A 23,446-nucleotide genomic window follows, 5' to 3' on the forward strand; every position below is an offset into this window, starting at 1 on the left:
CGCGGAAGCAAGCATGCTGCGAGTCGTTGATCCAATTGGATCAAGGAGTGCTTGAATGAAGCAGCCAACGGGCGCGCCTGACGTGGTTTTGATGAACTACCCGTGGCGGGCTGTCCGCCAAACCAACGGGCCATCTACCGCAGGAACAAATTCATGACCTCGACAGAAAATCAGGTCGAACAGGACCTGATCACCAAGCTCGGTGATCTCAAGTATAGCTACCGGCCCGAAATCCGCGACCGCGCTGCTCTCGAAGCCAACTTCCGTGCAAAATTCGAGGCGCTCAATCGGGTGCGACTGACAGACAGCGAGTTTCACCGCCTGCTCGATAGCATCACCACTCCCGATGTCTACAGCGCTGCTCAGACGCTGCGCAACGTCAATAGTTTCGAGCGCGACGATGGAACGCCGCTGAACTACACCCTCGTCAATATCCGCGACTGGTGCAAGAACGATTTCGAGGTGATCAACCAGTTGCGTATCAACACCGACAACAGCCATCACCGGTACGACGTGATGCTGCTGATCAACGGTGTGCCCGTGGTGCAGATCGAGCTGAAAACCTTGACCGTCAGCCCACGTCGGGCCATGCAGCAGATCGTCGATTACAAAAGTGACCCCGGCAACGGGTACGGTAGGACGCTGCTGTGCTTCATCCAGCTCTTCATTGTTAGCAACCGCACCGATACTTGGTACTTTGCCAACAATAACTCACGCCACTTCAGCTTCAATGCTGACGAACGATTCTTGCCCGTTTACCAGTTCGCGAGCGAGGACAACAAGAAGATTACGCAGCTGAACGGATTTGCCGAGAAATTTCTGGCCAAATGCACGTTGGGGCAGATGATTAGCCGCTACATGGTGTTGGTGGCCAGCGAGCAAAAGCTGCTCATGATGCGGCCGTACCAAATCTATGCCGTCAAGGCCATCGTGGACTGCATCCACCAGAACTGCGGCAACGGCTACATCTGGCACACCACCGGCAGTGGCAAGACTCTTACGTCGTTCAAGGCCTCCACCCTGCTCAAGGACAACCCGGACATCGACAAATGCTTGTTCGTGGTGGACCGCAAAGATCTGGATCGCCAAACTCGCGAAGAATTCAACCGTTTTCAGGAAGGGTGCGTCGAAGAGAACACCAACACGGAAACGCTGGTGCGCCGCCTGCTGTCTGATGACTACGTGGACAAGGTCATCGTCACTACCATTCAGAAGCTAGGTTTGGCGCTCGATGGCACTAACAAGCGCAACTACAAGGAGCGCCTTGAGCCACTGCGCAACCAGCGAATGGTGTTCATCTTTGACGAATGCCATCGCTCGCAGTTCGGCGAGAACCACAAAGCCATTAAGGAATTCTTTCCAAACGCCCAGTTGTTTGGCTTCACCGGCACGCCCATCTTCGAGCAGAATGCCAGCTATCAACAGGTCGAGGGGCAACAGGCCAGCTACCGCACCACAGATGACCTGTTCCAGCGCTGTCTGCACCAGTACACGATCACCCATGCCATCGAAGACCGTAATGTTTTGCGGTTCCACGTGGACTACTTCAAGCCCGAAGGCAGGAACCTGCCCACGCCAGGCGAAGGCTTGGCTAAGACTAAGGTCATCGAGACGATCCTCGCCAAGCACGATGCGGCCACCAATGGGCGCAAGTTCAACGCCGTATTGGCCACCGCCCGTATCAACGATGCCATAGAGTATTTTGACGCTTTCAAAACGCATCAGGCCAAGAAGCTGGAAGAGGACGACACTTTCCTGCCGCTAAACGTGGCTTGCGTGTTTTCCCCTCCGGCCGACGGCAACAAGGATGTGCAACAGATTCAGGAAGATCTGCCTCAGGAAAAGGAAGACAACCAAGAGGACCCAGAAGGCAAGAAAGCCGCGCTAACCCGCATCATTAGCGACTACAACGCTTGCTTTGGCACCAATCATCGCATCAGCGAATTTGACCTGTATTACCAGGATGTGCAAAAGCGCATCAAGGATCAGCAGTACCCCAATGCTGACCTGGCGCACACGCAGAAGATCGACATCACCATCGTGGTGGATATGCTGCTCACCGGCTTCGACTCCAAGTACCTCAATACCCTATACGTGGACAAGAACCTCAAGCACCACGGGCTGATTCAGGCGTTCTCGCGTACCAACCGCGTGCTCAACGACAGCAAGCCCTACGGGAACATTCTGGACTTCCGACAGCAGCAAAAGCCCGTGGAAGAAGCCATTGCACTCTTCTCTGGCGAGAAGATCGACAATCCGCGCGAGATTTGGCTGGTGGATTCTGCACCCAAGGTCATCGATGGTCTGCAGTCCGCTACCCAGAAGCTGGCCGACTTCATGCGATCGCAGGGCTTGGCCAATACACCCGAAGACGTGGTCAATCTTAGGGGAGATGCCGCGCGCAGCCAGTTCGTCAACCTGTTCAAGGAAGTGCAGCGCCTCAAGACCCAGTTGGATCAATACACAGACCTGAACGGGGAGCAGAAGGAGCAAATCGCCCGGATCGCACCACCCGACCAGTTGCAAGGCTTCAAAGGGATGTACCTAGAGACTGCCAAGCAGCTCAAGGAACAGCAGGACAAGCTAGGTGACCAAGCTTCGCCCGAAGTACAGCAGCTCGATTTCGAGTTTGTGCTGTTTGCGTCCGCAGTCATCGACTACGACTACATCATGGGGCTGATTGCCCGCATGACGCAGCAAAAGCCGGGCAAGGTCACCCTGAACCGCGAACAACTCATCGGCTTGATTCAGTCCGATGCCAAGTTCATTGACGAGCGAGAGGACATCGCCGAGTACATCCGTCGCCTCCCAATAGGGCAGGCGCTCGACGAAGCCACCATTCGGGGCGGCTATGAGCGCTTCAAAGCCGAGAAGAAGGCCAGCGAACTTACTGAGATCGCCGTCCGGTACGGGCTGGCTGCCGAGGCGCTGCAATTCTTTGTCGACGAGGTACTTCGACGCTGCGTCTTCGACGGGGAAGCTCTGAGCGAACTAATGGTGCCTCTGGGTTTGGGCTGGAAGGCGCGCACGCAGAAAGAATTAGCGCTGGTGGAAGAGTTGACGCCGCTACTGCGCAAGCTGGCGCAAGGGCGAGAGATTTCCGGATTGAGTGCATATGAGCAATGAGGACACGGGCGCAATGAGCGAAGCGAACAACGAGAAACGCGCGTTGGCGCCACGACTGCGTTTTCCTGAATTTCAGCAGGCGGGGGAGTGGGCGGAGAAGCTTCTGAACGATGTATGCGAGATTAATCCCGCCAAGACGACGAAGCATGACCATGACTCGGTAAGTTTTGTTCCTATGGCCGCGGTTTCCGAGGACGGTGGAATTAGCTGGTCAGAAATTCGAGCTTACGGTGATGTAAAAAAGGGCTACACATCCTTTGTTGATAAGGATGTGATTGTGGCAAAAATCACGCCGTGCTTTGAAAACGGAAAGGCTGCGCTGGCCGTTAATTTGGAAAATGGGGTGGGATTTGGGAGTACGGAGTTTCATGTTTTTCGTGCGCGAAATAAATGCCTTCCGGAATTTTTGTTCTTTCAAATTTATCGCGATGAGGTAAGGAGGATTGGAGAGAGAAATATGGTTGGGAATGCCGGGCAGCGGCGTGTCCCGTCATCGTTTTTTGAATCTCTTCCGTTTTATTTGCCACGCAGCGCGGAGCAGAAAAAAATCGCCGATTGTCTGTCTTCACTTGATGGGCTGATCGTGGCGGAAGGCGAGAAGCTGCGGGCTCTCAAGGCTCATAAGGATAGCCTGATGCAGCAGCTTTTCCCGCGCGAAGGCGAGGCTATTCCCCGACTACGCTTCTCGAGGTTTCACGGGGCGGGGGAGTGGAAAAAACGAAAGATATCCGCCTTGCTCACAAGATCGATTAATCCGGTCGATGTGGATGGCGATGCGATGTATCAGGAGATCGGTATTCGCTCGCATGGGAAAGGGGTATTTCACAAGGAATTTGTGAGTGGAAAATCTCTCGGGGCAAAAAGGGTTTTTTGGGTTAAGGAAAATGCTTTTATTGTAAATATTGTTTTTGCTTGGGAGCAGGCTGTTGCAGTAACGTCGGCGGCAGAAGGTGGAATGATCGCATCACATCGGTTTCCTATGTATGTGGCGAAGACGGGTAAGGCGAATGTTGAATTTATAAAATACTTTTTCCTGACAAAGAGAGGAAAGGAATTGTTGGGAATTGCCTCGCCTGGAGGCGCCGGTAGAAATAAGACTTTGGGGCAAAAGGAGTTCGAGAATTTGGAATTTATGTTGCCGCCGACAGTAGCTGAGCAAAACGAAATTGCGAATTTTCTATCTTCATTGAACGCGCTGATTACTACCCAAGGTCAGAAGGTCGACGCACTCAAGATCCACAGGAAGGGCTTGGCGCAGCAGCTGTTTCCCGTGTTGAACGAGGTGCAGGGATGAGGCCGGACCAAGCCTACGCCAATCTGCCAGCGCTGGCCGCGCAGCTGCGGCAAGTGTTGGAAGACAAGAAGACCATTCTGCTCTATGCCTACAACGGTACAGGCAAGACACGGCTGTCGATGGCATTCAAAGACATCGGCAAGGAGGGCGACGCTCGCGACACGCTCTATTTCAACGCATTCACCGAAGACCTGTTCCACTGGGACAACGATCTGGACGGCGACAGCGACCGCAGGCTCACGCTCAACGACGCCTCGCGCTTCTTCGCCGGCTTGGCTGAGCTTGAGATGGATAACCGTATCCGCCCATTATTACAGCGCTATGCGGACTTCGATTTCCGAATCGACACGCAGGAATGGGCGGTGCGCTTTTCGCGCACTGTGGCCGGACAGGTTATCGACAACATTAAGGTTTCGCGGGGAGAGGAAAACATTTTTGTCTGGTGTTTCTTCCTTGCCGTCGTCGAGCTGGCTATGGACCCTGAAATCGAGGCTTACCGCTGGGTCAAGTACCTCTATATCGACGATCCGATTTCATCGCTGGACGAGCACAACGCGATTGCTGTGGCCAACCACTTGGCTCAACTGCTCAAACGGCCCGATAGCAAGCTCAAGACCGTTCTTTCGACGCACCACACGCTGTTCTTCAACGTGCTGTGCAATGAGTTGAAGAATGCTAAGCGGTATTTCATCAACAAGAACTCAACCGGTGGCGGCTATGTGTTGCGGGAGGAGACGGGGGATACACCGTTTTTTCACCACGTTGCTGCCTTGGCCGAGCTGTATCAGGCCGCGCAGGACGACCGTCTGTTCACCCACCATTTCAATATGCTGCGCACGATCCTGGAGAAGACGGCGAGCTTTCACGGGCACAAAAACTTCTCGGCGTGCATTAAGCAAGAAGACGATGATCAAGATGGCATCTTGCATGCGCGCCTGATCAACATCCTGAGCCACGGCAATTATTCGCTCTACGAACCCCAGCAGATGCTGGACGAGAACAAAGCCTATTTCAAGAAGATCCTGCATGACTTCTTGAACCGCTATCCCTTCAATTCCGAATTATTCCCTCAGGCCGCTGAGGCAGCAGACACGCAATGACCGAATTCGAAAAAGAGAAACTGGGCAAGATCCTCTGGGCAATCGCCGATCAACTGCGCGGAGCGATGAACGCGGACGACTTCCGCGATTACATGTTGGCCTTCTTGTTCCTACGGTATCTGTCTGACAATTACGAGGCCGCGGCACAAAAGGAACTAGGGCCTGACTACCCCACCCAGTTTGATAGCTCGGTTTCCACGCCGCTGCAGCGTTGGTATGAGGGCAATCGAGAGGACGTGTCCGAGTTCGAAAAGCAGATGCGTCGCAAGGTGCATTATGTGATTGAGCCGCAATACCTGTGGGGCAACATCGCGAAGATGGCGCGCGAACAGGGTAAGTACCTGCTGGACACGCTTCAAAAGGGCTTTGAACACATCGAAACAAAGTCCTTCGCCAGCACCTTTCGGGGACTATTTTCCGAGATCAATCTAGCCTCGGACAAGCTCGGGAAGAGTTATGACGAGCGTAATGCGCGTCTATGCAAGATCATCAGCGAGATTGCCAAGGGGCTGATGCAGTTTTCCACTGACAGTGACGCGCTGGGCGATGCCTACGAATACCTGATTGGCCAGTTTGCCGCTGGCTCCGGCAAGAAAGCAGGAGAGTTCTATACGCCACAGCCCATTTCCAGCATTCTCTCGGCCATCGTTACGCTAGATGGGCAGGAGCCGGCGACCGGCCAGCGCAAGCATATGGACAGTGTGCTGGACTTTGCCTGCGGCTCGGGGTCGCTGTTGCTTAATGTGCGCCACCGCATGGGGCTACATGGTATCGGCAAGATTTACGGGCAGGAGAAGAACATCACGACCTACAACCTTGCGCGCATGAACATGCTGCTGCACGGGGTGAAGGATTCCGAGTTCGAAATCTTCCACGGCGACACCCTGCTCAACGAGTGGGACATGCTGCGTGAGACCAACCCAGCCAAGATGCCGAAATTCGACGCGGTGGTTGCCAATCCGCCATTCAGCTATCGCTGGGAGCCGTCCGAAGCGCTTGGTGAGGATGTGCGCTTCAAGAACCACGGCATGGCGCCGAAATCGGCAGCAGACTTTGCTTTTCTTCTGCACGGCTTCCACTTCTTGAGGCAGGACGGCGTGATGGCCATCATCTTGCCGCACGGTGTGTTGTTTCGTAGCGGGGCAGAGGCACGCATCCGTACCAAGCTGCTCAAGGACGGTCACATCGACACGGTGATCGGGCTGCCGGCCAACCTGTTTTTTTCTACCGGTATTCCGGTGTGCATCCTTGTGCTGAAGAAGTGCAAGAAGCCGGACGATGTGCTGTTCATCAACGCGGCTGAACACTTTGAGAAGGGCAAGCGGCAGAACCAGCTGCTACCTCAGCACATCGACAAGATCATCGACACCTATCAGTTCCGCAAGGAAGATGCACGCTACTCGCGGCGAGTGAGCATGGAGGAAATCGAGAGGAACGATTTCAATTTGAACATCTCGCGCTATGTGAGCACGGCGGAGATCGGGGAGGAGATCGACCTCACGGCAGTGCATGCTGAATTGGTTTCGCTGGATAAGAAGATCAGGAAAGCCACCAAGCGGCACAACGAGTTCCTCGCAGCCTTGGGATTGCCTTTGCTGCCATGACTATCCAAGGGCCGATGCTTAATCTGCGGTGGACTAGACTAAATCTGACCTGCTCCATTCGACAATGGTTTTTCGGTGCGATATGAAATCCCGGCGTGTAACCGAATATATCGAAATTTGTGTGCGGCCCGAAATGACTAGTAATTGGTTTTCGAGGGTTTTGATCCGTTGCCGAAGAACTCTTCGGAATCGAGAGCATTGATCGGGTGGGTCTAGGTAGATAGAAACTTCATTCGCAATGCGAAGGCTGAGAATTTGGTCTTCCTCTACAAGAAAGGGCTACAAGCGTTAGCTTGTAGCCCTTTGCATTTGTCGACAGGTGGAACTAATTCAGACTTGCGCGCAACGGCATCAAAATGCCGGCTGACGCGCTACATCAGCTCATATTCGACCTGTTCAGGCGCCGTCAGGGAATCTGCTATACAGCGATCGGACCTCTCTCTCGAGGATTTTCATTTATTCCGTCGTTAATTTTCAACATTTGTGGCATGTTTTTCACTTAATGTGTCACTCGACAACGGGAAAAGAAATTCACAGGCAATTGACAAAATTCGGCGAGTGATGATCGAAGAGACGGGGTGGATACTTGAGTCACTCGTATGTGTCGACATCGACTCCAACACAGTCAGACGAAGCAAGTGTTTAATGCCGATATCTAATTAGCATGCTCTCGAAGAATAGAAGGTGAAAAAATATCCGCGCTAACGTACCTTGCATCGCGCAATGCAATGCACGCATCGTTAGCGCTCAATATTCATTGAGCGACTACACTCCGTAATTTATTTCAAGTTTCCGATCGATTGATACAATTTTCAAACGTCAATATTCCCCGCCCGCAACGCATTGCTCTCAATAAACGCCCGCCGCGGCTCGACATCGTCCCCCATGAGGGTAGTAAAGATCCCATCCGCAGCAATCGCGTCTTCGATCTGCACACGCAGCAACCGCCGCACTGCCGGATCCATCGTCGTTTCCCACAGCTGCTCGGGGTTCATCTCGCCGAGCCCCTTATAGCGTTGCTTGGAGACGTTGCGTTCAGCATCCGCCAACAACCACTTCATCGCGCTCTTGAAGTCCTCCACGGCCATGCTGCGCTCACCGCGCTTGATGACCGCACCTTCCCCAATGAGCCCCTTGAACGTATTCGCGGTGGTCACGAGCTGCTGATAATCCGCCGTGTGCTGGAATTCCTGGTCGATGACCGAGACTCGCACGTTGCCGTGATGCGTGCGCTCGACATGCAGCGCCCGCTGTTCGCGAACCGGGTCATACGAAGGCACGACACGCACCTCGTTCTTCAGCGCTTCGTCATGCAATGCAGCGTGCAAAGCCTTCGCCGAAGCCTCAGTCGAAGCCTCAGTGGAGAGGTCGATCACCACCCCATCCATGACCGCTTCCAGCGCGGCCGGGTCATACAACCGGCTCAACCGCTCGATCACGCTCTGCGACAGCAGATACGACCGCGCCAGCTCCCCAAGCGCATCACCCGAAATCGCCGCAGCATTCTCACCCGGCACCAGCTCCGACCCTTGCAGCGCCAACCGCAGCATATGCGCGTTGAGCTCCACGTCATCCTTCAGATACCGCTCGTCCTTGCCCGCCTTGATCTTGTAAAGCGGCGGCTGCGCGATATACACATACCCGCGCTCGATCATGTCCGGCATCTGGCGATACAGGAACGTGAGCAGCAGCGTCCGGATGTGCGCACCGTCGACGTCCGCGTCGGTCATGATGATGATGCGGTGATAGCGCAGCTTGTCGAGGTTGTAATCATCCTTGCCGATGCCGCACCCAAGCGCGGTCACGAGCGTGACGATCTGTTCCGACGACAGCAGCTTGTCGTAGCGTGCCTTCTCGACGTTCAGCACCTTGCCGCGCAGCGGCAGGATCGCCTGGAACTTCCGGTCACGCCCTTGCTTTGCCGACCCACCTGCCGAGTCACCCTCGACGATGTAGATTTCGCACTTGGCCGGATCCTTCTCCTGGCAATCCGCGAGCTTGCCCGGCAGCCCGACGCCGTCGAGCACGCCCTTGCGTCGCGTCATCTCACGCGCCTTCCGTGCAGCATCCCGCGCCCGAGCAGCCTCAACGATCTTCCCGCAGATGATCTTCGCGTCGATCGGCGTTTCCAAAAGGAATTCTTCCAGCGCCTTCGCCACAACCTCTTCAACCGGCGCACGAACCTCAGAAGAAACCAGCTTGTCCTTCGTCTGCGAGCTGAACTTCGGCTCCGGCACCTTCACGGAAAGCACGCACGACAGCCCTTCGCGCATGTCGTCGCCGGTCGTCTCGACCTTCGCCTTCTTCGCGATTTCGTTGTCGGTGATGTACTTGTTGATGACGCGCGTCATCGCGGCCCGCAGGCCGGTCAGGTGCGTGCCGCCGTCGCGCTGCGGAATGTTGTTCGTGAAGCACAGCACGTTTTCGTTGTAGCTGTCGTTCCACTGCATCGCGACTTCGACGCCCACGCCGTCCTTCTCGCCGTTGGCAAAGAAAACCGTCGGGTGCAGGTTGGTCTTCGTCTTGTTGATGTACTCGACGAAGCCCTTCACCCCGCCGGCGAACGCGAAATCGTCTTCCTTGCCCGAGCGCAGGTCCGTGAGACGAATCCGCACGCCGTTGTTCAGGAACGAAAGCTCGCGCATCCGCTTCGCGAGGATGTCGTAGTGATACTCGACCGTGCCGAAAATGGTCGGATCGGCCATGAAGTGCACTTCGGTGCCGCGGTTCTCGGTATCGCCGACAACATGCATCGGCGACACTTCCACGCCGTCCACGGTCTCGAGCACGCGGTCCTGCGCGATGCCGCGATGGAACTCCATGAAACGCTTCTTGCCGTCGCGGCGCACGGTGAGGCGCAGCCAGCTCGACAGCGCGTTCACACACGACACGCCCACGCCGTGCAGGCCGCCGGACACCTTGTAGCTGTTCTGGTCGAACTTCCCGCCGGCATGCAGCTCGGTCATCACGATTTCAGCCGCGCTACGCTTCGGCTCGTGCTTGTCGTTCATCTTCACGTCGGTCGGAATCCCGCGGCCGTTGTCGGTCACGGAAATCGAGTTGTCGGCGTGAATCGTCACGTGGATGTCGTTGCAGTACCCGGCCAACGCTTCGTCGATCGAGTTGTCGAGCACCTCGAATACGAGGTGGTGCAGACCGGTGCCGTCAGACGTGTCGCCGATGTACATCCCGGGGCGCTTGCGCACCGCTTCCAGACCCTCGAGGATCTGGATCGACGAGGCGCCGTAGCTGCTGTTATCGGGTTGCGAATTGTGCTGTTCACTCATGGATATCTTCCGGTTCTGCGAGGCCACTCTCGTGGCGGCGCGGTGCGTTTCAGCGAGAGAAATCGCCGGGCCGCTCCAGTTTCCTGGCCCGTCCGAAGCGCCGAAAAGGCGCCAAAGGGACGGGTTGTCGGTTCGCCATAAAAACGCCAAAGGGGCTTGCCGCCCCCTGGTGTGTATCGTGATGTCGAGCGCGTCAGATGCGCATCGGCATCACGACATACTTGAACTCGTCGTTCTCGGGCACGGTAATCAGCGCGCTCGAGCTGGCGTCGCCGAGGCTCACCTGCACGGTGTCGACCTTCAGGTTCGCGAGCACGTCGAGCAGATACGTGACGTTGAAGCCGATGTCGACGGTATCGCCCTGGTAGGCGATTTCCAGTTCTTCCTGCGCCTCTTCCTGATCGGCGTTGGTCGACATGATCTTCAGCTGGCCCGGCGCGATGATGCAGCGCACGCCCTTGAACTTGTCCGAGGTCAGGATCGCCGCGCGCTGCAGCGAACGCTGCAGTTCTTCACGGCCGATCTCGAACGTGTTCTTGTGCGCCTTCGGGATCACGCGCTGGAAGTCGGGGAACTTGCCCTCGACGAGTTTCGACACGAGCTCGACCTGGCCGAACGTGAACTTGGCCTGGGTCTGCGCGATGTCGATGGTGACGGTGTCGTCGATGTCCTCGAGCAGGCGCTGCAGCTCGAGAATCGTCTTGCGCGGCACGATGACTTCCTGGCGGCCGAACGTGCCGCCTTCGAGCTTCATCGACGAGAACGCGAGGCGGTGGCCGTCGGTGGCCACGGCCATCAGCTGGTCGCCGTCGACGACGAGCAGCATGCCGTTCAGGTAGTAGCGGATGTCCTGCTGCGCCATCGCGAAGTGGACCATGCCGAGCAGCTGGCGGAACGACTTCTGCGGGACGGTGAGCGTGGCGCCGAAATCCTTCGCCTGCGCGACGGTCGGGAACTCGTCGGCCGCGAGCGTCTGCAGTGCGAAGCGGCTCTTGCCGGACTGAACGGTGAGGCGCTTGTCGGCGAGCGACAGCGTGACCTGGCCGTCAGGCATCGCGCGCAGGATGTCGAGCAGCTTGCGGGCCGCGACGGTGGTGGCCACCTGGTCGCCGCCGACGCCGAAATCGGCGCGCGTGGTGATCTGCAGCTCCAGGTCGGTCGACAGGAATGAAACGTCCGGGCCGTTCTTGGTGATCAGCAGGTTGGCGAGGATCGGCAACGTATGGCGGCGTTCGACGATGCCGCTGACCGTTTGCAGCGGCCTGAGGAGTGTGTCTCGTTCGGTCTTGACCAGTTGCATAGAGTTCCTTCGTTGAGTAACGGCCTGCAGCGCAGCAGCCTCGCAGCGCCCCGCCGGCCGGGCTCTTGGCCCGCCACCACCGGGGCGGTCAAACCAGTATTGTGCCTCAAAACCGAACCGCCCCCCTTAAATTGGGGCGGAGGCCGAATTATCAAGCCCGGTGCGCGCGCTCAGCCCTTCAGCGTCTGCTCCAGCACGTGCAGCTCGTGGTTGAGCTGCGCGTCCTTGCTGCGCTCGTCCGCGATCTTGCGCACCGCGTGCAGCACGGTGGTGTGATCGCGCCCGCCGAACAGCTCGCCGATTTCCGGCAGGCTCTTCTGCGTGAGCTCCTTCGCCAGGTACATCGCAATTTGCCGCGGCCGCGCGATGTTCGCCGGACGCTTCTTCGAATACATGTCGGCGACCTTGATGTTGTAGAAGTCGGCGACGGTCTTCTGGATGTTCTCGACCGAAATCTGCCGGTTCTGCACGGTCAGCAGGTCCTTCAGCGCTTCCTTGGTCAGCTCGATCGAGATCTCGCGGCCGTGGAACTTCGAATACGCGAGGATCTTGCGCAGCGCGCCTTCGAGCTCGCGCACGTTCGAGCGCAGGTGCTTCGCGACGAAGAACGCGACGTCCTCCGACAGGTTCACGCCTTCCGACTGCGCCTTGCGCATCAGGATCGCGACGCGCATTTCCAGCTCGGGCGGCTCGATCGCGACGGTGAGGCCGGAGTCGAAGCGCGAGATCAGGCGATCGTCGATGCCCGAGATCTCCTTCGGATACGTGTCGCTGGTGATGATCACCTGCGCCTTGTTCGCGACGAGCGCCTCGAATGCGTAGAAGAATTCCTCTTGCGTGCGCGACTTGCCGGAGAAGAACTGGATATCGTCGATCAGCAGCAGGTCGAGCGAGTGGTAATAGCGCTTGAAGTCGTCGAACGCCTTGCGCTGGTACGCCTTCACCACGTCGGACACGTATTGCTCGGCGTGGATGTAGCGGATCCGCGCGCCGGCCTTGTCGAGCAGCAACTGGTTGCCGATCGCGTGGATCAGGTGGGTCTTGCCGAGGCCGACGCCGCCGTAAAGGAACAGCGGGTTGTACGAGATGCCGGGGTTGTCCGCGACCTGGATCGCGGCGGCGCGCGCGAGCTGGTTCGCCTTACCCGTCACGAAGTTGTCGAACGTGAGCACGGGGTTCAGCTTCGAACGTTCGTACATCGAATCGGCTTCGCCGCCGTTCGCGGGTGCGGTGCCGGGGCCCGGGCGCCACGTGCGGCGGCCGGCGGCCGCTTCGTGCGCGGGCAGGCTCGGCAGGTCGATGTCGGCGTCGTCGGCGTTCAGGTGATGCGCGGCGGCCGCCGACGGCGTCATCGGCACGTCGGCCGGCGCGCTGGGCGCGGCGGCGGCATTCGCGGTCAGGTTGGCGGCGATCGCGGCGACCGTCGCGGCGGGCCCGCTCGGCGCCAGCGGCGCGCGCGGGGCGGCCGCGGCGCCTGCGGGGGCGCTGCGCATGCCGGCCTTCGGATCGAGGACGAACTGGATTTCGATCGGCGTATTCCAGAATTCGCGGGCCAGATCGGAGATCCGACCCGAAAACTGGCTCTTGACCCAGTCCAGCTTGAAGCGGTTCGGCGCGGCGATGGACAGCGTGTTCGCCGACGCATCGAAGGCCACCGGGGCCAAGGGTTTGATCCACGTCACGTACTGCTGGGGCGTCAGCTCGCGCTCCAGCAGTGCGGAACAGTGTTGCCAGAAATCGTTCATCAAGTAACTGTCGTTTTTTGCATGCACAGCGCGGCTCGCCGGCGCCCTTGTCGCGGTTGCGCAACAAGGCCCGAAGCGGTCGTGCGAGCGTGCCTCGGACGCCTGCTCACACAGTGTTGGCGGGGCAGGCGCGGGCCGAAGCGGCGTGCGGGATTCTTGGAGATAAGGCGAGATTCTACCGCCAAACGCGGCCACAGCGCGAGTTATCCACAGGCCGGGGTTGTGGGTCGCGGGGCCGGATCGGCGCGGGCCGGCACAGGCGGACGACTCCTAAAGTATTGACCGTCAAGAGAAAAACGGTTTAAATAGCGGGTTCCGCGAAAACCAATCCTGTATTCCCGGCGATTGCGTTCGCCCGAATGCCTCCGGTTAAGGGCACGCGGTCCCCTGAATTTCGACATTCTCGAACAAGTGAGAACATCATGAAACGTACTTACCAACCGTCCGTGACGCGCCGCAAGCGCACCCATGGCTTCCGTGTCCGCATGAAGACGGCAGGTGGCCGCAAGGTCATCAACGCTCGCCGCGCGAAGGGCCGCAAGCGCCTCGCCATCTAAGGCAGGTTGCGCGCTGTGTCCGCCGTCCGCAGTCCTGCGGAAGGTGCCGTCGAGCCGGGTGCGAATCCGTCGCAGACGAAAGCCGCCTTCCCGAAAGCTGCGCGACTTCTGAAAACGGATGAATTTTCATCCGTTTTTCGTTTGCGCCCCTGGCGGCGTTCCGCGCACTTCGTGATCTACGGCAAGCCGACCGGCCAGCCCGCCCGTCTGGGGCTCGTCATCGGCAAGAAGTATGCGCCGCGTGCAGTCACGCGCAACCTCGTGAAGCGGCTGGCGCGCGACGCGTTTCGCCTGCGCCGGGCCGAATTCGCCGGTTACGACCTGCTGCTGCGGCAGCACACGCGCTTCGACAAGAAAGCGCTGCCGAGTGCGGCTTCCGCCCCGCTCGCGGCGATGTGCGCGGCCGAAATCCGCGAACTGCTCGACAGGGCAGTCCGGGAGATCGCGCGCCGGGCGTCGAAGCCCGCGTCCGAGTGACGCATCCGTCCGTGGTGCGGCGTTCGCGCCCGCCCGGCCGGTTTTGACGCGGCGTCGAACGGCGCCGCCCAAGGTATGGAAACGGTATTGATCGCCTTGCTGCGCTTCTACAAGGTTGCCGTAAGCCCGATGCTCGGCAACCGTTGCCGTTTTTATCCTTCCTGTTCGGATTACGCGCGCGAGGCAATCCAGTATCATGGCGCCGCGCGCGGCACGTATCTCGCCGTCAGGCGCGTGTGCCGATGCCATCCGTTTTCCGCGGGCGGCATCGACCTCGTCCCGCCGCCCAACTCCGACACTCGCGCTCGCGGCGAAGCCGACGCGCGGTCCCATCGACTCTGAGACAACGCATGGATATCAAACGCACCGTCCTATGGGTGATCTTCTTCATGTCAGCTGTCATGCTGTACGACAACTGGCAGCGCGACCATGGACGCCCGTCGATGTTCTTCCCGAGCGCCACGCAGACGGCCCCCGCGGCTGCCGGCGGTGCATCGGGCACGGGCGCGACGACGACCGCAGGTGAAGTGCCTGCCGCAGCAGCAGGCGCCGCACCGTCGACGACGGCACCGGCCGCGCAGGCGCAGCTCGTGAAGTTCTCGACCGACGTGTATGACGGCGAAATCGACACGCGCGGCGGCACGCTCGCGAAGCTGACGCTGAAGAAGCAGGGCGACGGCAAGCAGCCGGACCTGTACATCACGCTGTTCGACCACACGGCCGGCCACACGTATCTCGCGCGCTCGGGCCTGCTCGGCGGCGACTTCCCGAATCACAACGACGTCTATACGCAGCTGAACCCCGGCTCGACGTCGCTGACGGGCGACCAGAACACGCTGAAGCTGTCGTTCGAATCGCCGGTGAAGGGCGGCGTGAAGGTCGTGAAGACCTACACGTTCACGCGCGGCAGCTACGTGATCGGCGTCGACACCAAGATCGACAACGTCGGCACGGCACCGGTCACGCCGACGGTCTACATGGAACTGGTGCGCGACAACACGGCCGTCGAAACGCCGATGTTCTCGCATACGTTCCTCGGGCCGGCGGTCTACACGGACGCGAAGCACTTCCAGAAGATCAACTTCAGCGACCTCGACAAGAACAAGGCCGACTTCGTGAACTCCGCCGACAACGGCTGGGTCGCGATGGTGCAGCACTACTTCGCGTCGGCCTGGATTCCGCAGCAGGGCGTGAAGCGCGATATCTACGCTGAAAAGATCGACCCGACGCTGTACCGCGTCGGCGTGAAGCAGCCGGTCGCGGCGATCGCGCCGGGCCAGTCGGCCGACGTGCAGGCACGCCTGTTCGCCGGTCCGGAAGAAGAGCGCATGCTCGAAGGCATCGCGCCGGGCCTGGAACTCGTGAAGGACTACGGCTGGGTGACGATCATCGCGAAGCCGCTGTTCTGGCTGCTCGAGAAGATCCACGGCTTCGTCGGCAACTGGGGCTGGGCGATCGTGCTGCTGACGGTCCTGATCAAGGCCGTGTTCTTCCCGCTGTCGGCCGCGAGCTACAAGTCGATGGCGCGCATGAAGGAAATCACGCCGCGCATGCAGGCGCTGCGCGAACGCTTCAAGAGCGATCCGCAGAAGATGAACGCCGCGCTGATGGAGCTGTACAAGACCGAGAAGGTCAATCCGTTCGGCGGCTGCCTGCCGGTCGTGATCCAGATCCCGGTGTTCATCTCGCTGTACTGGGTGCTGCTCGCCTCGGTCGAAATGCGCGGTGCGCCGTGGATTCTGTGGATTCACGACCTGTCGCAGCGCGATCCGTTCTTCATCCTGCCGGTGCTGATGGCCGTCTCGATGTTCGTGCAGACGAGCCTGAACCCGACGCCGCCGGACCCGGTCCAGGCGAAGATGATGAAGTTCATGCCGATCGCGTTCTCGGTGATGTTCTTCTTCTTCCCGGCCGGTCTGGTGCTGTACTACGTCGTGAACAACGTGCTGTCGATCGCGCAGCAGTACTACATCACGCGCAAGCTCGGCGGCGGCAAGAAGGCCTGACGCCCGCCGCACACGCGGGCGGCCAGCCGCCCGCGATGCACGTAAAAAAGCCGCATGGTTTATTCCATGCGGCTTTTTCGTTTCCGGAGGATGGAGACGCGGCGGCGTGTGAGGAGGTCGACCGCTGCCGTTCAGGCCTTCTTCGCGTCGATTTTCGCGTCGCTGCCGTAGAACTGCTCGATCAGTTCCTGAACGAGGTAACGTTGATGCGGCGGCAGCGCCTCGATCTTCGACGCGAGTTCGATCGTCTCGGGCGTCGGCGGATAGCGCTCGTCGCGCGGCAGCGGTTGCGGCGTCGGATGTTCGGTCACGCTCGGCGACGGGCCGTAATGCAGCCAATGCAGTTCGACGCGCAACCAGTCGGCGAGCGTTTCGAGTTTGTCCGGCGTCGGAATCGTCCGGCCGGTCAGCCATTTGTGCGCGGTCTGCGGTGAAACCGGCTGCGCGCCATGGTGACGCAGATTGAACCGGTTCGCGAGTTCGGTCGCGCCGGTGATCTTCTCCGGGCTGCGCCTCAAGGCGAATTTCAGGCGTTCCGAAAACGCTGATTTTTCTTCGGGTGTCGGCATGGGGGTGATTGTGCAATTCCACCGACGCCTTTCAGACAACCATATAGGCTAAACATAGCTCGTTTGGATGAATCCCAACCTGCCGCGGGCCGTGTCGAGGAATTGGGGGCGCAGCGTTGGGCCAATCCGGCAGGCCTGTTCGTCCGAATTGGACAGTATGTGCGAGCGTGGAATTGAGACTTGCCTTAGCTCCGTCGGGATAAATTCGGGCGATTCCGAAACCGACGCGGCGTCCGGTAGCGCGCCGGCCGGCACGCTACAATGCCGGCGTCCCGATGCCCGCACCGTTGCGCGGGCGCATCATTGCATCATTGACCATCCGTTCACCCGATTCCCATGCTTGCTACCGATTCCGATCCGATCGTCGCCATTGCCACCGCTGCCGGCCGGGGTGGCATCGGCGTCGTCCGCGTGTCGTTCGGGCGCGGCGGCGAGGCGGCCGCGTTGCCGCTGATCGACGCGTTGTGCGGGCAGCGGCTCGCGCCGCGCCATGCGAGCTACGTGCCGTTCCTCGACGAACACGGCGCGCCGCTCGACCGTGGGATCGCGCTGTATTTCCCCGCGCCGCATTCGTACACCGGCGAGCACGTGCTGGAACTGCAGGGGCATGGCGGGCCGATCGTGATGCAGCTGCTGCTGCAGCGCTGCCTGGATGCGGGGCGCGGCTTCGGGCTGCGGCTCGCGGAACCGGGCGAGTTCACGCGGCGCGCGTTTCTGAACGACAAGCTGGACCTTGCGCAGGCCGAGGCCGTCGCCGACCTGATCGAGGCGAGCACCGAAGCGGCGGCGCGCTCGGCCGGGCGCTCGCTCGACGGCGCGTTCTCGCGACAGATCCACGCGCTCGTCGAGGATGTGATCACGCTGCGGATGCTGGTCGAGGCGACGCTCGATTTCCCGGAAGAGGAAATCGACTTCCTGGAGGCGGCCGACGCGCGCGGCAAGCTCGCGAAGATCCGCGAGCAACTGGCGCACGTGCTCGGCGACGCGCGGCAGGGCGCGCTGCTGCGCGAGGGGTTGTCGGTCGTGCTCGCGGGGCAGCCGAACGTCGGCAAGTCGTCGCTGCTGAACGCGCTGGCCGGCGCGGAGCTGGCGATCGTCACGCCGATCGCGGGCACGACGCGCGACAAGGTCGCGCAGACGATCCAGGTCGAAGGGATTCCGCTGCACATCATCGATACGGCCGGGTTACGCGAGACGGAGGACGAAGTCGAGCGGATCGGGATCGCGCGGACATGGAGCGAGATCGAGCGCGCGGACGTCGTGCTGCACCTGCTCGATTCGCGCACGGGGATGACGGCGGACGACGAGTCGATCGCGGCGCGGTTCCCGGACGGCGTGCCGGTGGTGCGGGTGCTGAACAAGACGGATCTGACCGGCGTGCCGGCGTGCGTCGAGCATCCGGCGGCCGAAGGCGACCTGACCGAGGTGCACCTGTCGGCGAAGCGCGGCGACGGGATCGACATGCTGCGCGCGGAGTTGCTGCGAATCGCGGGGTGGCAGGCCGGGGCCGAAGGCGTTTATCTGGCGCGCGAACGGCATTTGATTGCGCTGCGGGCTGCGCAGGAGCATCTCGCGCAGGCGGCCGATCATGCGGAGCAGCGGGCGCAATCGCTCGATCTGTTTGCGGAGGAGCTGCGGTTGGCGCAGGAGCAGCTCAATGCGATTACCGGCGAGTTCACTTCGGATGATCTGCTGGGGGTGATTTTCAGCAGATTCTGTATCGGGAAATAAACGGCCGCCCGAGGTTGTCCGGGGTCGTCCCCCGGCAGTCCGGATCAATCGGCTGATCCGATCCGGACGGCGTCATCGCGGCAGCCGAAGCGGAATGCATCAATCCCAATGGCGATGATGATGGTAATACCCGCCATCACCGTAATACCCGCCACCATCAGGTACCACGATGCAGCCGCTCAACAACACGGCCACGCCGGCAATCAGCAAAAGGGTTTTCTTCATCGCGTTCACCTGCTCGGATTCGACATGAATCCAGCATAGCGAGCGCCGTCAACAGCGGCTGTAAGCGATCGTTTCCCGGTGCCGCAATCCGTAACGGCGGATTATTCCGGTCACAATGACCGTAACAAATCGCCAATCCGCAGACGTTTTCACGCCACGACGACGCAGTTTCGCCCCGCATCCTTCGCGTGGTACAGCGCGGCATCGGCAGCTTCGATCAATGCATCGGGCGTCGACAGATCCTCGGCCGACACCGTCGCGCAACCGACGCTGACGCTCACGCGCCCCGCCGGCGACGAAGGCATCGGGAGATCGAGCCGCAGCACCGCTTCGCGCGCTTCCTCGGCAACGACCCGCGCACCGCGCGCGCCGGTGTTCGGCAGCACGATCGCAAACTCCTCGCCGCCATAGCGCGCGACGATATCGGCGGGGCGTCGCACCGCACCGGCCAGCGCATTCGCGACGGCGATCAGGCATGCGTCGCCCTTCACGTGACCGTACGCGTCGTTGTAGGCCTTGAAGTGATCGACGTCGACCATCAGCAGCGACAACGGCTCGCTTTGCCGCCGCGCCTGCAGGAACAGCGTATGGAAATGATCGTTGAAGTGGCTGCGGTTGAACGCGCCGGTCAGCCCGTCGCGCGCGGACGAACGAACCAGCGTCGCATGTGCTTCGAACAGCTGCTGATACAGCTTCGTCACCTCCCATGCGAGCACGCACACCAGCACGCCGGGCGTGAACATGCTGAACACGCGCGCGAGATACCAGCCGACGGTGAAGCGGTTCGTGGTCAGCAGGTTCAGCGTCGTGTCGGTGAGGCCGGCGAGCACCGCGATCGCGACCCACAGGTCGAGCGTCGTGCGCAGCCGGCCGGCGGCCAGCACGGCGACGAGCGCGAGCGCATTCAGGATCCACACGACCAGCGCGATGCCGTTGATGGGCAGCTCGGCCGCGTCGGCCGGCGGATGGAACGCGGGCGGCAGGGCCACGTTCAACGCGAGCATGCACAGCAGCGCGGCCGCGACGGCCGGGCCGCCAACCAGCGCGAACGCCCACAGGCGCGTCTGCGCGGCGCCGACCGGCGCACGCGTGAGTCGCTCGCGCGCGAGCAGCGCGGCCATCACGAAGCAGGGAAAGCCGGCATGCCAGAAGACCCACATCCACGCGGCACTTTGCGGACGCGCGCCGAGCAAGCCCTGCGGCGCGAACACGCCGGGAAAGGTGAGCAGCTGCAGCGCGACGGCGAGTGCGGTGAATGCATAGGCGCCGCCGAGCGCACCGAGCACGGGCTGGCGGGTGACGGTGAATTGCGCGCCGAGGAAGAAGGCGGCGATGCTCGCGGTGGTGAACACGGTCAGCGCGCACATCGGCATGAACGGCTCGACGACCGGCAGCGCGACGTTCGCGTGCGGCACGGCGATCCCGAGCGCGAGCACGATGACGAGCGCCGTCAGCGCGCCGAACCAGAGCTGACGACGCGACGTGTGCTGGATCAGAATGCCTTCCATGGATTCCCCCCGGGCGCTCGTGCGGTCATGCCCGGTCTTGGCGCCGGGCAGCATGCATCCGGCCGCGATGCGACCGGTGCGCCCGATCCTATCGCGTTATTCGCGCGCGCTCAAATCCCGAGGCCGGGGCCGAAGTTGCCGGCGACCCAGCGCGTGACGGCATCGACGTCCGCGTAGTCCTGTTCGGGCAGGCCGTCGAGCATCGACAGCACTTCGTTGCTCGCGCCGGCGTCGCGCGCGGCGTCGACGATCGCATCCTTGTTCGCCGGGTAGCGGACGGCGGCCAGCACGTCGGCGATCTGCAGATCGATCGCTTCGCCGGGGATATCGTGCGGAGGGAGGGCGGATTTGTCGTTCACGTCGGCGTCTCGCTGGTTGAGCGGGAATCGGTTCTTCGCGGAAGGGGCCCCGTTCGGATCGGGGCGACCGGCCCGGACGGAGTGCCTGCGGGGATGGCGATCGACTCAGTGCCCGCGCCGCACGCGGCGCCACGGATGCTTCCAGTCGATATGCGGTGCGTTTTCGTCGCGCGGATGCTGGCGCCGATGTTCCTGCCACAGTTCGTCGGAGAACAGCGCAGCCACGATCACGAGTGGCAATACGAGAAAGATGCCGAGTATGACTTGCTCGATCACGATAGCCTCCTTGCGGTGGCAGGAACCCTTGTTCCCATTCTAGGCTCTGAACTTCGCCCGCGGACAACTTCTTGCAGCGCGGAACGCGCCTGTTCGCGGCACCGCCGCACGGACGCTTCACGCGCACGCGGGCATCAAAAAGGACACGAACATGCAACTCCAGAACGACAAGCACTCGCTTGCACTGCGGCCGCTGGAGCGCCAGGACCTGCGCTTCGTTCACGAGCTGAACAACGACGCGAAGATCATGCGCTACTGGTTCGAGGAGCCGTACGAAACCTTCTCCGAGCTGTCGCAACTGTATGACCGCCATGTGCACGACCAGCGCGAGCGCCGCTTCGTCGCGGTCGATCCGCAAGACGAACTGGTCGGCCTCGTCGAGCTGATCGAGCTCGACTACATCCATCGTCGCGGCGAGTTCCAGATCATCATCGCGCCCCAATGCCAGGGGCGCGGCTATGCGGGCCAGGCGACGCGCCTCGCGATCGAATATGCGTTCAAGGTGCTGAACATGCGCAAGCTGTACCTGATCGTCGACACGTCGAATGCGGCGGCAATCCACGTATACGAGAAATGCGGATTCCAGCACGAGGCGGAATTGAAGGAAGAATTTTTCGGAAATGGCGCGTATCACAACGCTTATCGCATGTGCATCTTCCAGCGCGATTATTTCGAGCGGCCGCAATCGGTCTGAATAAAGCCGGGTAAAAACAGTGGCGAAGACGCCCTGCGGCCACGCGCTGCGGGGCGCTCGCCCCGTTCGGGAAAATACGGGTAAATACGAGTGCGCTTATACCTGGCATTTTTCTTGTATCAGGTAATTCCGGTGCCGCACTGCGGTAAATTCATATCGTTTCGGATGACTTTATGTGCAATGCATCAAAACGATCCCGATATCGAAATGAATTATCCAAACCGTTCAACTCGCGTATTGCGATTTCGCTGACAGTCTTGCTGGACAGTACTTTGCGCCCGGCGGCGCGGGCAAATTCTCCCGACGGCAGATAACACCGCGTGCGCGCGGCAAGCAAAAAATCGGGTGCGCGCAGGGTGCGACAATTCGCCGCTATTGCGATCGCACAACAAATGTGCTTGATATCGCTTGCCGGTCTTCTAAAGTGAAAAACGCGGGTTCACGATCACCTTTAAACACATAGCTAACCGAGCCTGGTGCCCGCAAGCCTGGAGACAGAACATGATGAAACGTACCGGTGTCCTCTTTGCCCTTGTCGGCGCATTTTCCGTGGTGTCGATCGCCCAGGCGGGCGGCGATGCGGCTGTCCAGCCGAAGCAGGAAATCCAGCTGACGAAGAATGCGTGGGGCTGTCTGTCGAAAGACAATCTGGACTCCGTACTGAGTCACGAGCGTGACGGCAAGTCGCAGGCGAAGCAGCAGTATTTCGACGACTACCGTTGCCTGTCGGTGCCGGAAGGCCAACGCTTCCGCGTGGTGTCGGTCGATCAGGGCGACGTCCAGTTCGTCAGCGCCGACAACAGCGACCAGCAAGGCCTCTGGACCGATTCGCGCTTCGTCAAGCAGTAACCCGCACGCGCATCTCTCGCACGCGCACGCCGGCCGGAACCGCCGGCGGCGCGGCACGAACGCGGCCCGGCCGATGCCGGGCCGTCGTGCTGTGGAGCGTCCGTCACGCGCCGGGCGCCGCGCATTCGGTATCATCACGGCCCGACCGAACCGAATGCCCGCCCGGGCCGTATCCGCATGGCGCTGAAATCCACGATCTACAAAGCCGAGCTGCAAATCGCCGACATGGATCGGCACTACTACGCCGATCACGCGTTGACGGTCGCCCGTCACCCGTCGGAAACCGACGACCGGATGATGGTGCGCATCGTCGCGTTCGCGCTGTTCGCGCACGAGCGTCTCGAATTCTGCAAGGGGCTGTCGGACGTCGACGAACCCGATCTGTGGCAGAAGGACCTGACGGGCGCGATCGACGTGTGGATCGAGGCCGGCCAGCCCGACGAACGGCGCATCTCGAAGGCGGCCGGCCGCGCCGGGCAGGTCACGGTGATCGCGTACGGCGGCAAGACCTCGGACATCTGGTGGCAGGGCGTGCGCAGCAAGGTGGAGCGGCTGCGCAACGTCCAGGTGCTGTCGCTGGCCGACGGTGTCGCCGCCGCGCTCGGGCGTCTTGCCGAGCGTACGATGCGGCTGCAGTGCACGGTCCAGGACGGCGCCGCCTGGATCTCGAGCGCCGATCACGATCCCGTCGCGGTCGAATGGACGGTCCTGAAGGCGCGCGCCGACGCGTGACGGCCGG

Annotated in this window: 20 protein-coding genes; 12 read left to right on the forward strand and 8 right to left on the reverse strand. The window is 60.7% G+C overall.

Annotated features, from left to right (window positions below; translation table 11 throughout):
- Window positions 1-153 precede the first annotated feature (153 nt).
- Genes WS49_RS26400 through WS49_RS26415 form a run of 4 tightly spaced genes read left to right on the forward strand, consistent with a single transcriptional unit; the run spans window position 154 to window position 7,124 of the window.
- Window positions 154-3,126, forward strand: a complete 2,973-nt coding sequence (locus WS49_RS26400) for a type I restriction endonuclease subunit R (RefSeq protein ID WP_059535128.1) — start codon at window positions 154-156, stop codon at window positions 3,124-3,126.
- Window positions 3,127-3,139: 13 nt separating this feature from the next.
- Complete coding sequence (locus WS49_RS34325) at window positions 3,140-4,420, forward strand: restriction endonuclease subunit S (protein ID WP_179949288.1); 1,281 nt, start codon at window positions 3,140-3,142, stop codon at window positions 4,418-4,420.
- Window positions 4,417-5,520 (forward strand): AAA family ATPase, encoded by a 1,104-nt coding sequence (locus WS49_RS26410; protein WP_059534846.1) that lies wholly within the window; start codon window positions 4,417-4,419, stop codon window positions 5,518-5,520. The genes WS49_RS34325 and WS49_RS26410 overlap by 4 nt, the downstream gene beginning before the upstream one ends.
- On the forward strand, window positions 5,517-7,124 hold the full coding sequence (locus WS49_RS26415) for a type I restriction-modification system subunit M (RefSeq protein ID WP_059534848.1): 1,608 nt from the start codon (window positions 5,517-5,519) through the stop codon (window positions 7,122-7,124). The genes WS49_RS26410 and WS49_RS26415 overlap by 4 nt, the downstream gene beginning before the upstream one ends.
- A gap of 812 nt (window positions 7,125-7,936) precedes the next feature.
- On the opposite strand, the gene gyrB is transcribed toward WS49_RS26415, so the two are convergent.
- The 3 genes from gyrB to dnaA all read right to left on the reverse strand — a co-directional run bounded on the left by gyrB (window position 7,937) and on the right by dnaA (window position 13,456).
- Window positions 7,937-10,411, reverse strand: a complete 2,475-nt coding sequence (gene gyrB, locus WS49_RS26420; RefSeq protein ID WP_059534850.1) for a DNA topoisomerase (ATP-hydrolyzing) subunit B — start codon at window positions 10,409-10,411, stop codon at window positions 7,937-7,939.
- A gap of 193 nt (window positions 10,412-10,604) precedes the next feature.
- Window positions 10,605-11,711, reverse strand: a complete 1,107-nt coding sequence (gene dnaN, locus WS49_RS26425; protein ID WP_006756934.1) for a DNA polymerase III subunit beta — start codon at window positions 11,709-11,711, stop codon at window positions 10,605-10,607.
- Between the two features lie 170 nt (window positions 11,712-11,881).
- A complete protein-coding gene (gene dnaA, locus WS49_RS26430) occupies window positions 11,882-13,456 on the reverse strand; it encodes a chromosomal replication initiator protein DnaA (RefSeq protein ID WP_059534852.1) in 1,575 nt (524 codons plus the stop codon).
- A gap of 422 nt (window positions 13,457-13,878) precedes the next feature.
- Here dnaA and rpmH point away from each other — a divergent pair, with 422 nt between their 5' ends.
- The 4 genes from rpmH (at window position 13,879) to yidC (ending at window position 16,496) form a co-directional block, all read left to right on the forward strand.
- On the forward strand, window positions 13,879-14,013 hold the full coding sequence (rpmH, locus tag WS49_RS26435) for a 50S ribosomal protein L34 (RefSeq protein ID WP_004198824.1): 135 nt from the start codon (window positions 13,879-13,881) through the stop codon (window positions 14,011-14,013).
- 15 nt (window positions 14,014-14,028) lie between these two features.
- Window positions 14,029-14,490 (forward strand): ribonuclease P protein component, encoded by a 462-nt coding sequence (gene rnpA / locus WS49_RS26440; RefSeq protein WP_031401531.1) that lies wholly within the window; start codon window positions 14,029-14,031, stop codon window positions 14,488-14,490.
- Between the two features lie 75 nt (window positions 14,491-14,565).
- Window positions 14,566-14,832 carry a membrane protein insertion efficiency factor YidD gene (gene yidD / locus WS49_RS26445; RefSeq protein WP_006750110.1) on the forward strand — a complete coding sequence of 89 codons (267 nt, stop codon included), beginning with the start codon at window positions 14,566-14,568 and terminating at the stop codon, window positions 14,830-14,832.
- Between the two features lie 8 nt (window positions 14,833-14,840).
- Complete coding sequence (gene yidC, locus WS49_RS26450) at window positions 14,841-16,496, forward strand: membrane protein insertase YidC (protein ID WP_059534854.1); 1,656 nt, start codon at window positions 14,841-14,843, stop codon at window positions 16,494-16,496.
- Between the two features lie 131 nt (window positions 16,497-16,627).
- Here yidC and WS49_RS26455 read toward each other — a convergent pair whose 3' ends face one another.
- On the reverse strand, window positions 16,628-17,065 hold the full coding sequence (locus WS49_RS26455; protein WP_059534856.1) for a helix-turn-helix domain-containing protein: 438 nt from the start codon (window positions 17,063-17,065) through the stop codon (window positions 16,628-16,630).
- Window positions 17,066-17,401: 336 nt separating this feature from the next.
- Between WS49_RS26455 and mnmE the strand changes: the two genes are divergently transcribed.
- Window positions 17,402-18,796 (forward strand): tRNA uridine-5-carboxymethylaminomethyl(34) synthesis GTPase MnmE, encoded by a 1,395-nt coding sequence (gene mnmE / locus WS49_RS26460; protein ID WP_059534858.1) that lies wholly within the window; start codon window positions 17,402-17,404, stop codon window positions 18,794-18,796.
- Window positions 18,797-18,895: 99 nt separating this feature from the next.
- On the opposite strand, the gene WS49_RS36260 is transcribed toward mnmE, so the two are convergent.
- From WS49_RS36260 to WS49_RS35755, 4 genes are all read right to left on the reverse strand, one after another.
- Window positions 18,896-19,021 carry a hypothetical protein gene (locus WS49_RS36260; RefSeq protein WP_256980637.1) on the reverse strand — a complete coding sequence of 42 codons (126 nt, stop codon included), beginning with the start codon at window positions 19,019-19,021 and terminating at the stop codon, window positions 18,896-18,898.
- Between the two features lie 149 nt (window positions 19,022-19,170).
- Window positions 19,171-20,529, reverse strand: a complete 1,359-nt coding sequence (locus tag WS49_RS26465; RefSeq protein ID WP_059534860.1) for a GGDEF domain-containing protein — start codon at window positions 20,527-20,529, stop codon at window positions 19,171-19,173.
- Window positions 20,530-20,639: 110 nt separating this feature from the next.
- Window positions 20,640-20,888: a DUF2795 domain-containing protein gene (locus WS49_RS26470; RefSeq protein ID WP_059534862.1), complete on the reverse strand. Its 249-nt coding sequence runs from the start codon at window positions 20,886-20,888 to the stop codon at window positions 20,640-20,642.
- Window positions 20,889-20,993: 105 nt separating this feature from the next.
- Entirely contained in the window at window positions 20,994-21,164 is a 171-nt protein-coding gene (locus WS49_RS35755) for a hypothetical protein (protein WP_006489933.1), read from the reverse strand.
- A 151-nt stretch (window positions 21,165-21,315) separates the two neighbouring features.
- On the opposite strand from WS49_RS35755, the gene speG reads away from it, so the two are divergent.
- The 3 genes from speG to WS49_RS26485 all read left to right on the forward strand — a co-directional run bounded on the left by speG (window position 21,316) and on the right by WS49_RS26485 (window position 23,439).
- Window positions 21,316-21,858, forward strand: a complete 543-nt coding sequence (gene speG / locus WS49_RS26475; RefSeq protein WP_059534864.1) for a spermidine N1-acetyltransferase — start codon at window positions 21,316-21,318, stop codon at window positions 21,856-21,858.
- Window positions 21,859-22,359: 501 nt separating this feature from the next.
- Window positions 22,360-22,707, forward strand: a complete 348-nt coding sequence (gene sap1 / locus WS49_RS26480; RefSeq protein ID WP_044848669.1) for a surface attachment protein Sap1 — start codon at window positions 22,360-22,362, stop codon at window positions 22,705-22,707.
- Window positions 22,708-22,884: 177 nt separating this feature from the next.
- Window positions 22,885-23,439: a YaeQ family protein gene (locus tag WS49_RS26485; RefSeq protein WP_006498691.1), complete on the forward strand. Its 555-nt coding sequence runs from the start codon at window positions 22,885-22,887 to the stop codon at window positions 23,437-23,439.
- Window positions 23,440-23,446 lie beyond the last annotated feature (7 nt).

Origin of the sequence: Burkholderia sp. RF7-non_BP4 (genome assembly GCF_001521935.1) — a bacterium.
GTDB lineage: Bacteria > Pseudomonadota > Gammaproteobacteria > Burkholderiales > Burkholderiaceae > Burkholderia > Burkholderia diffusa.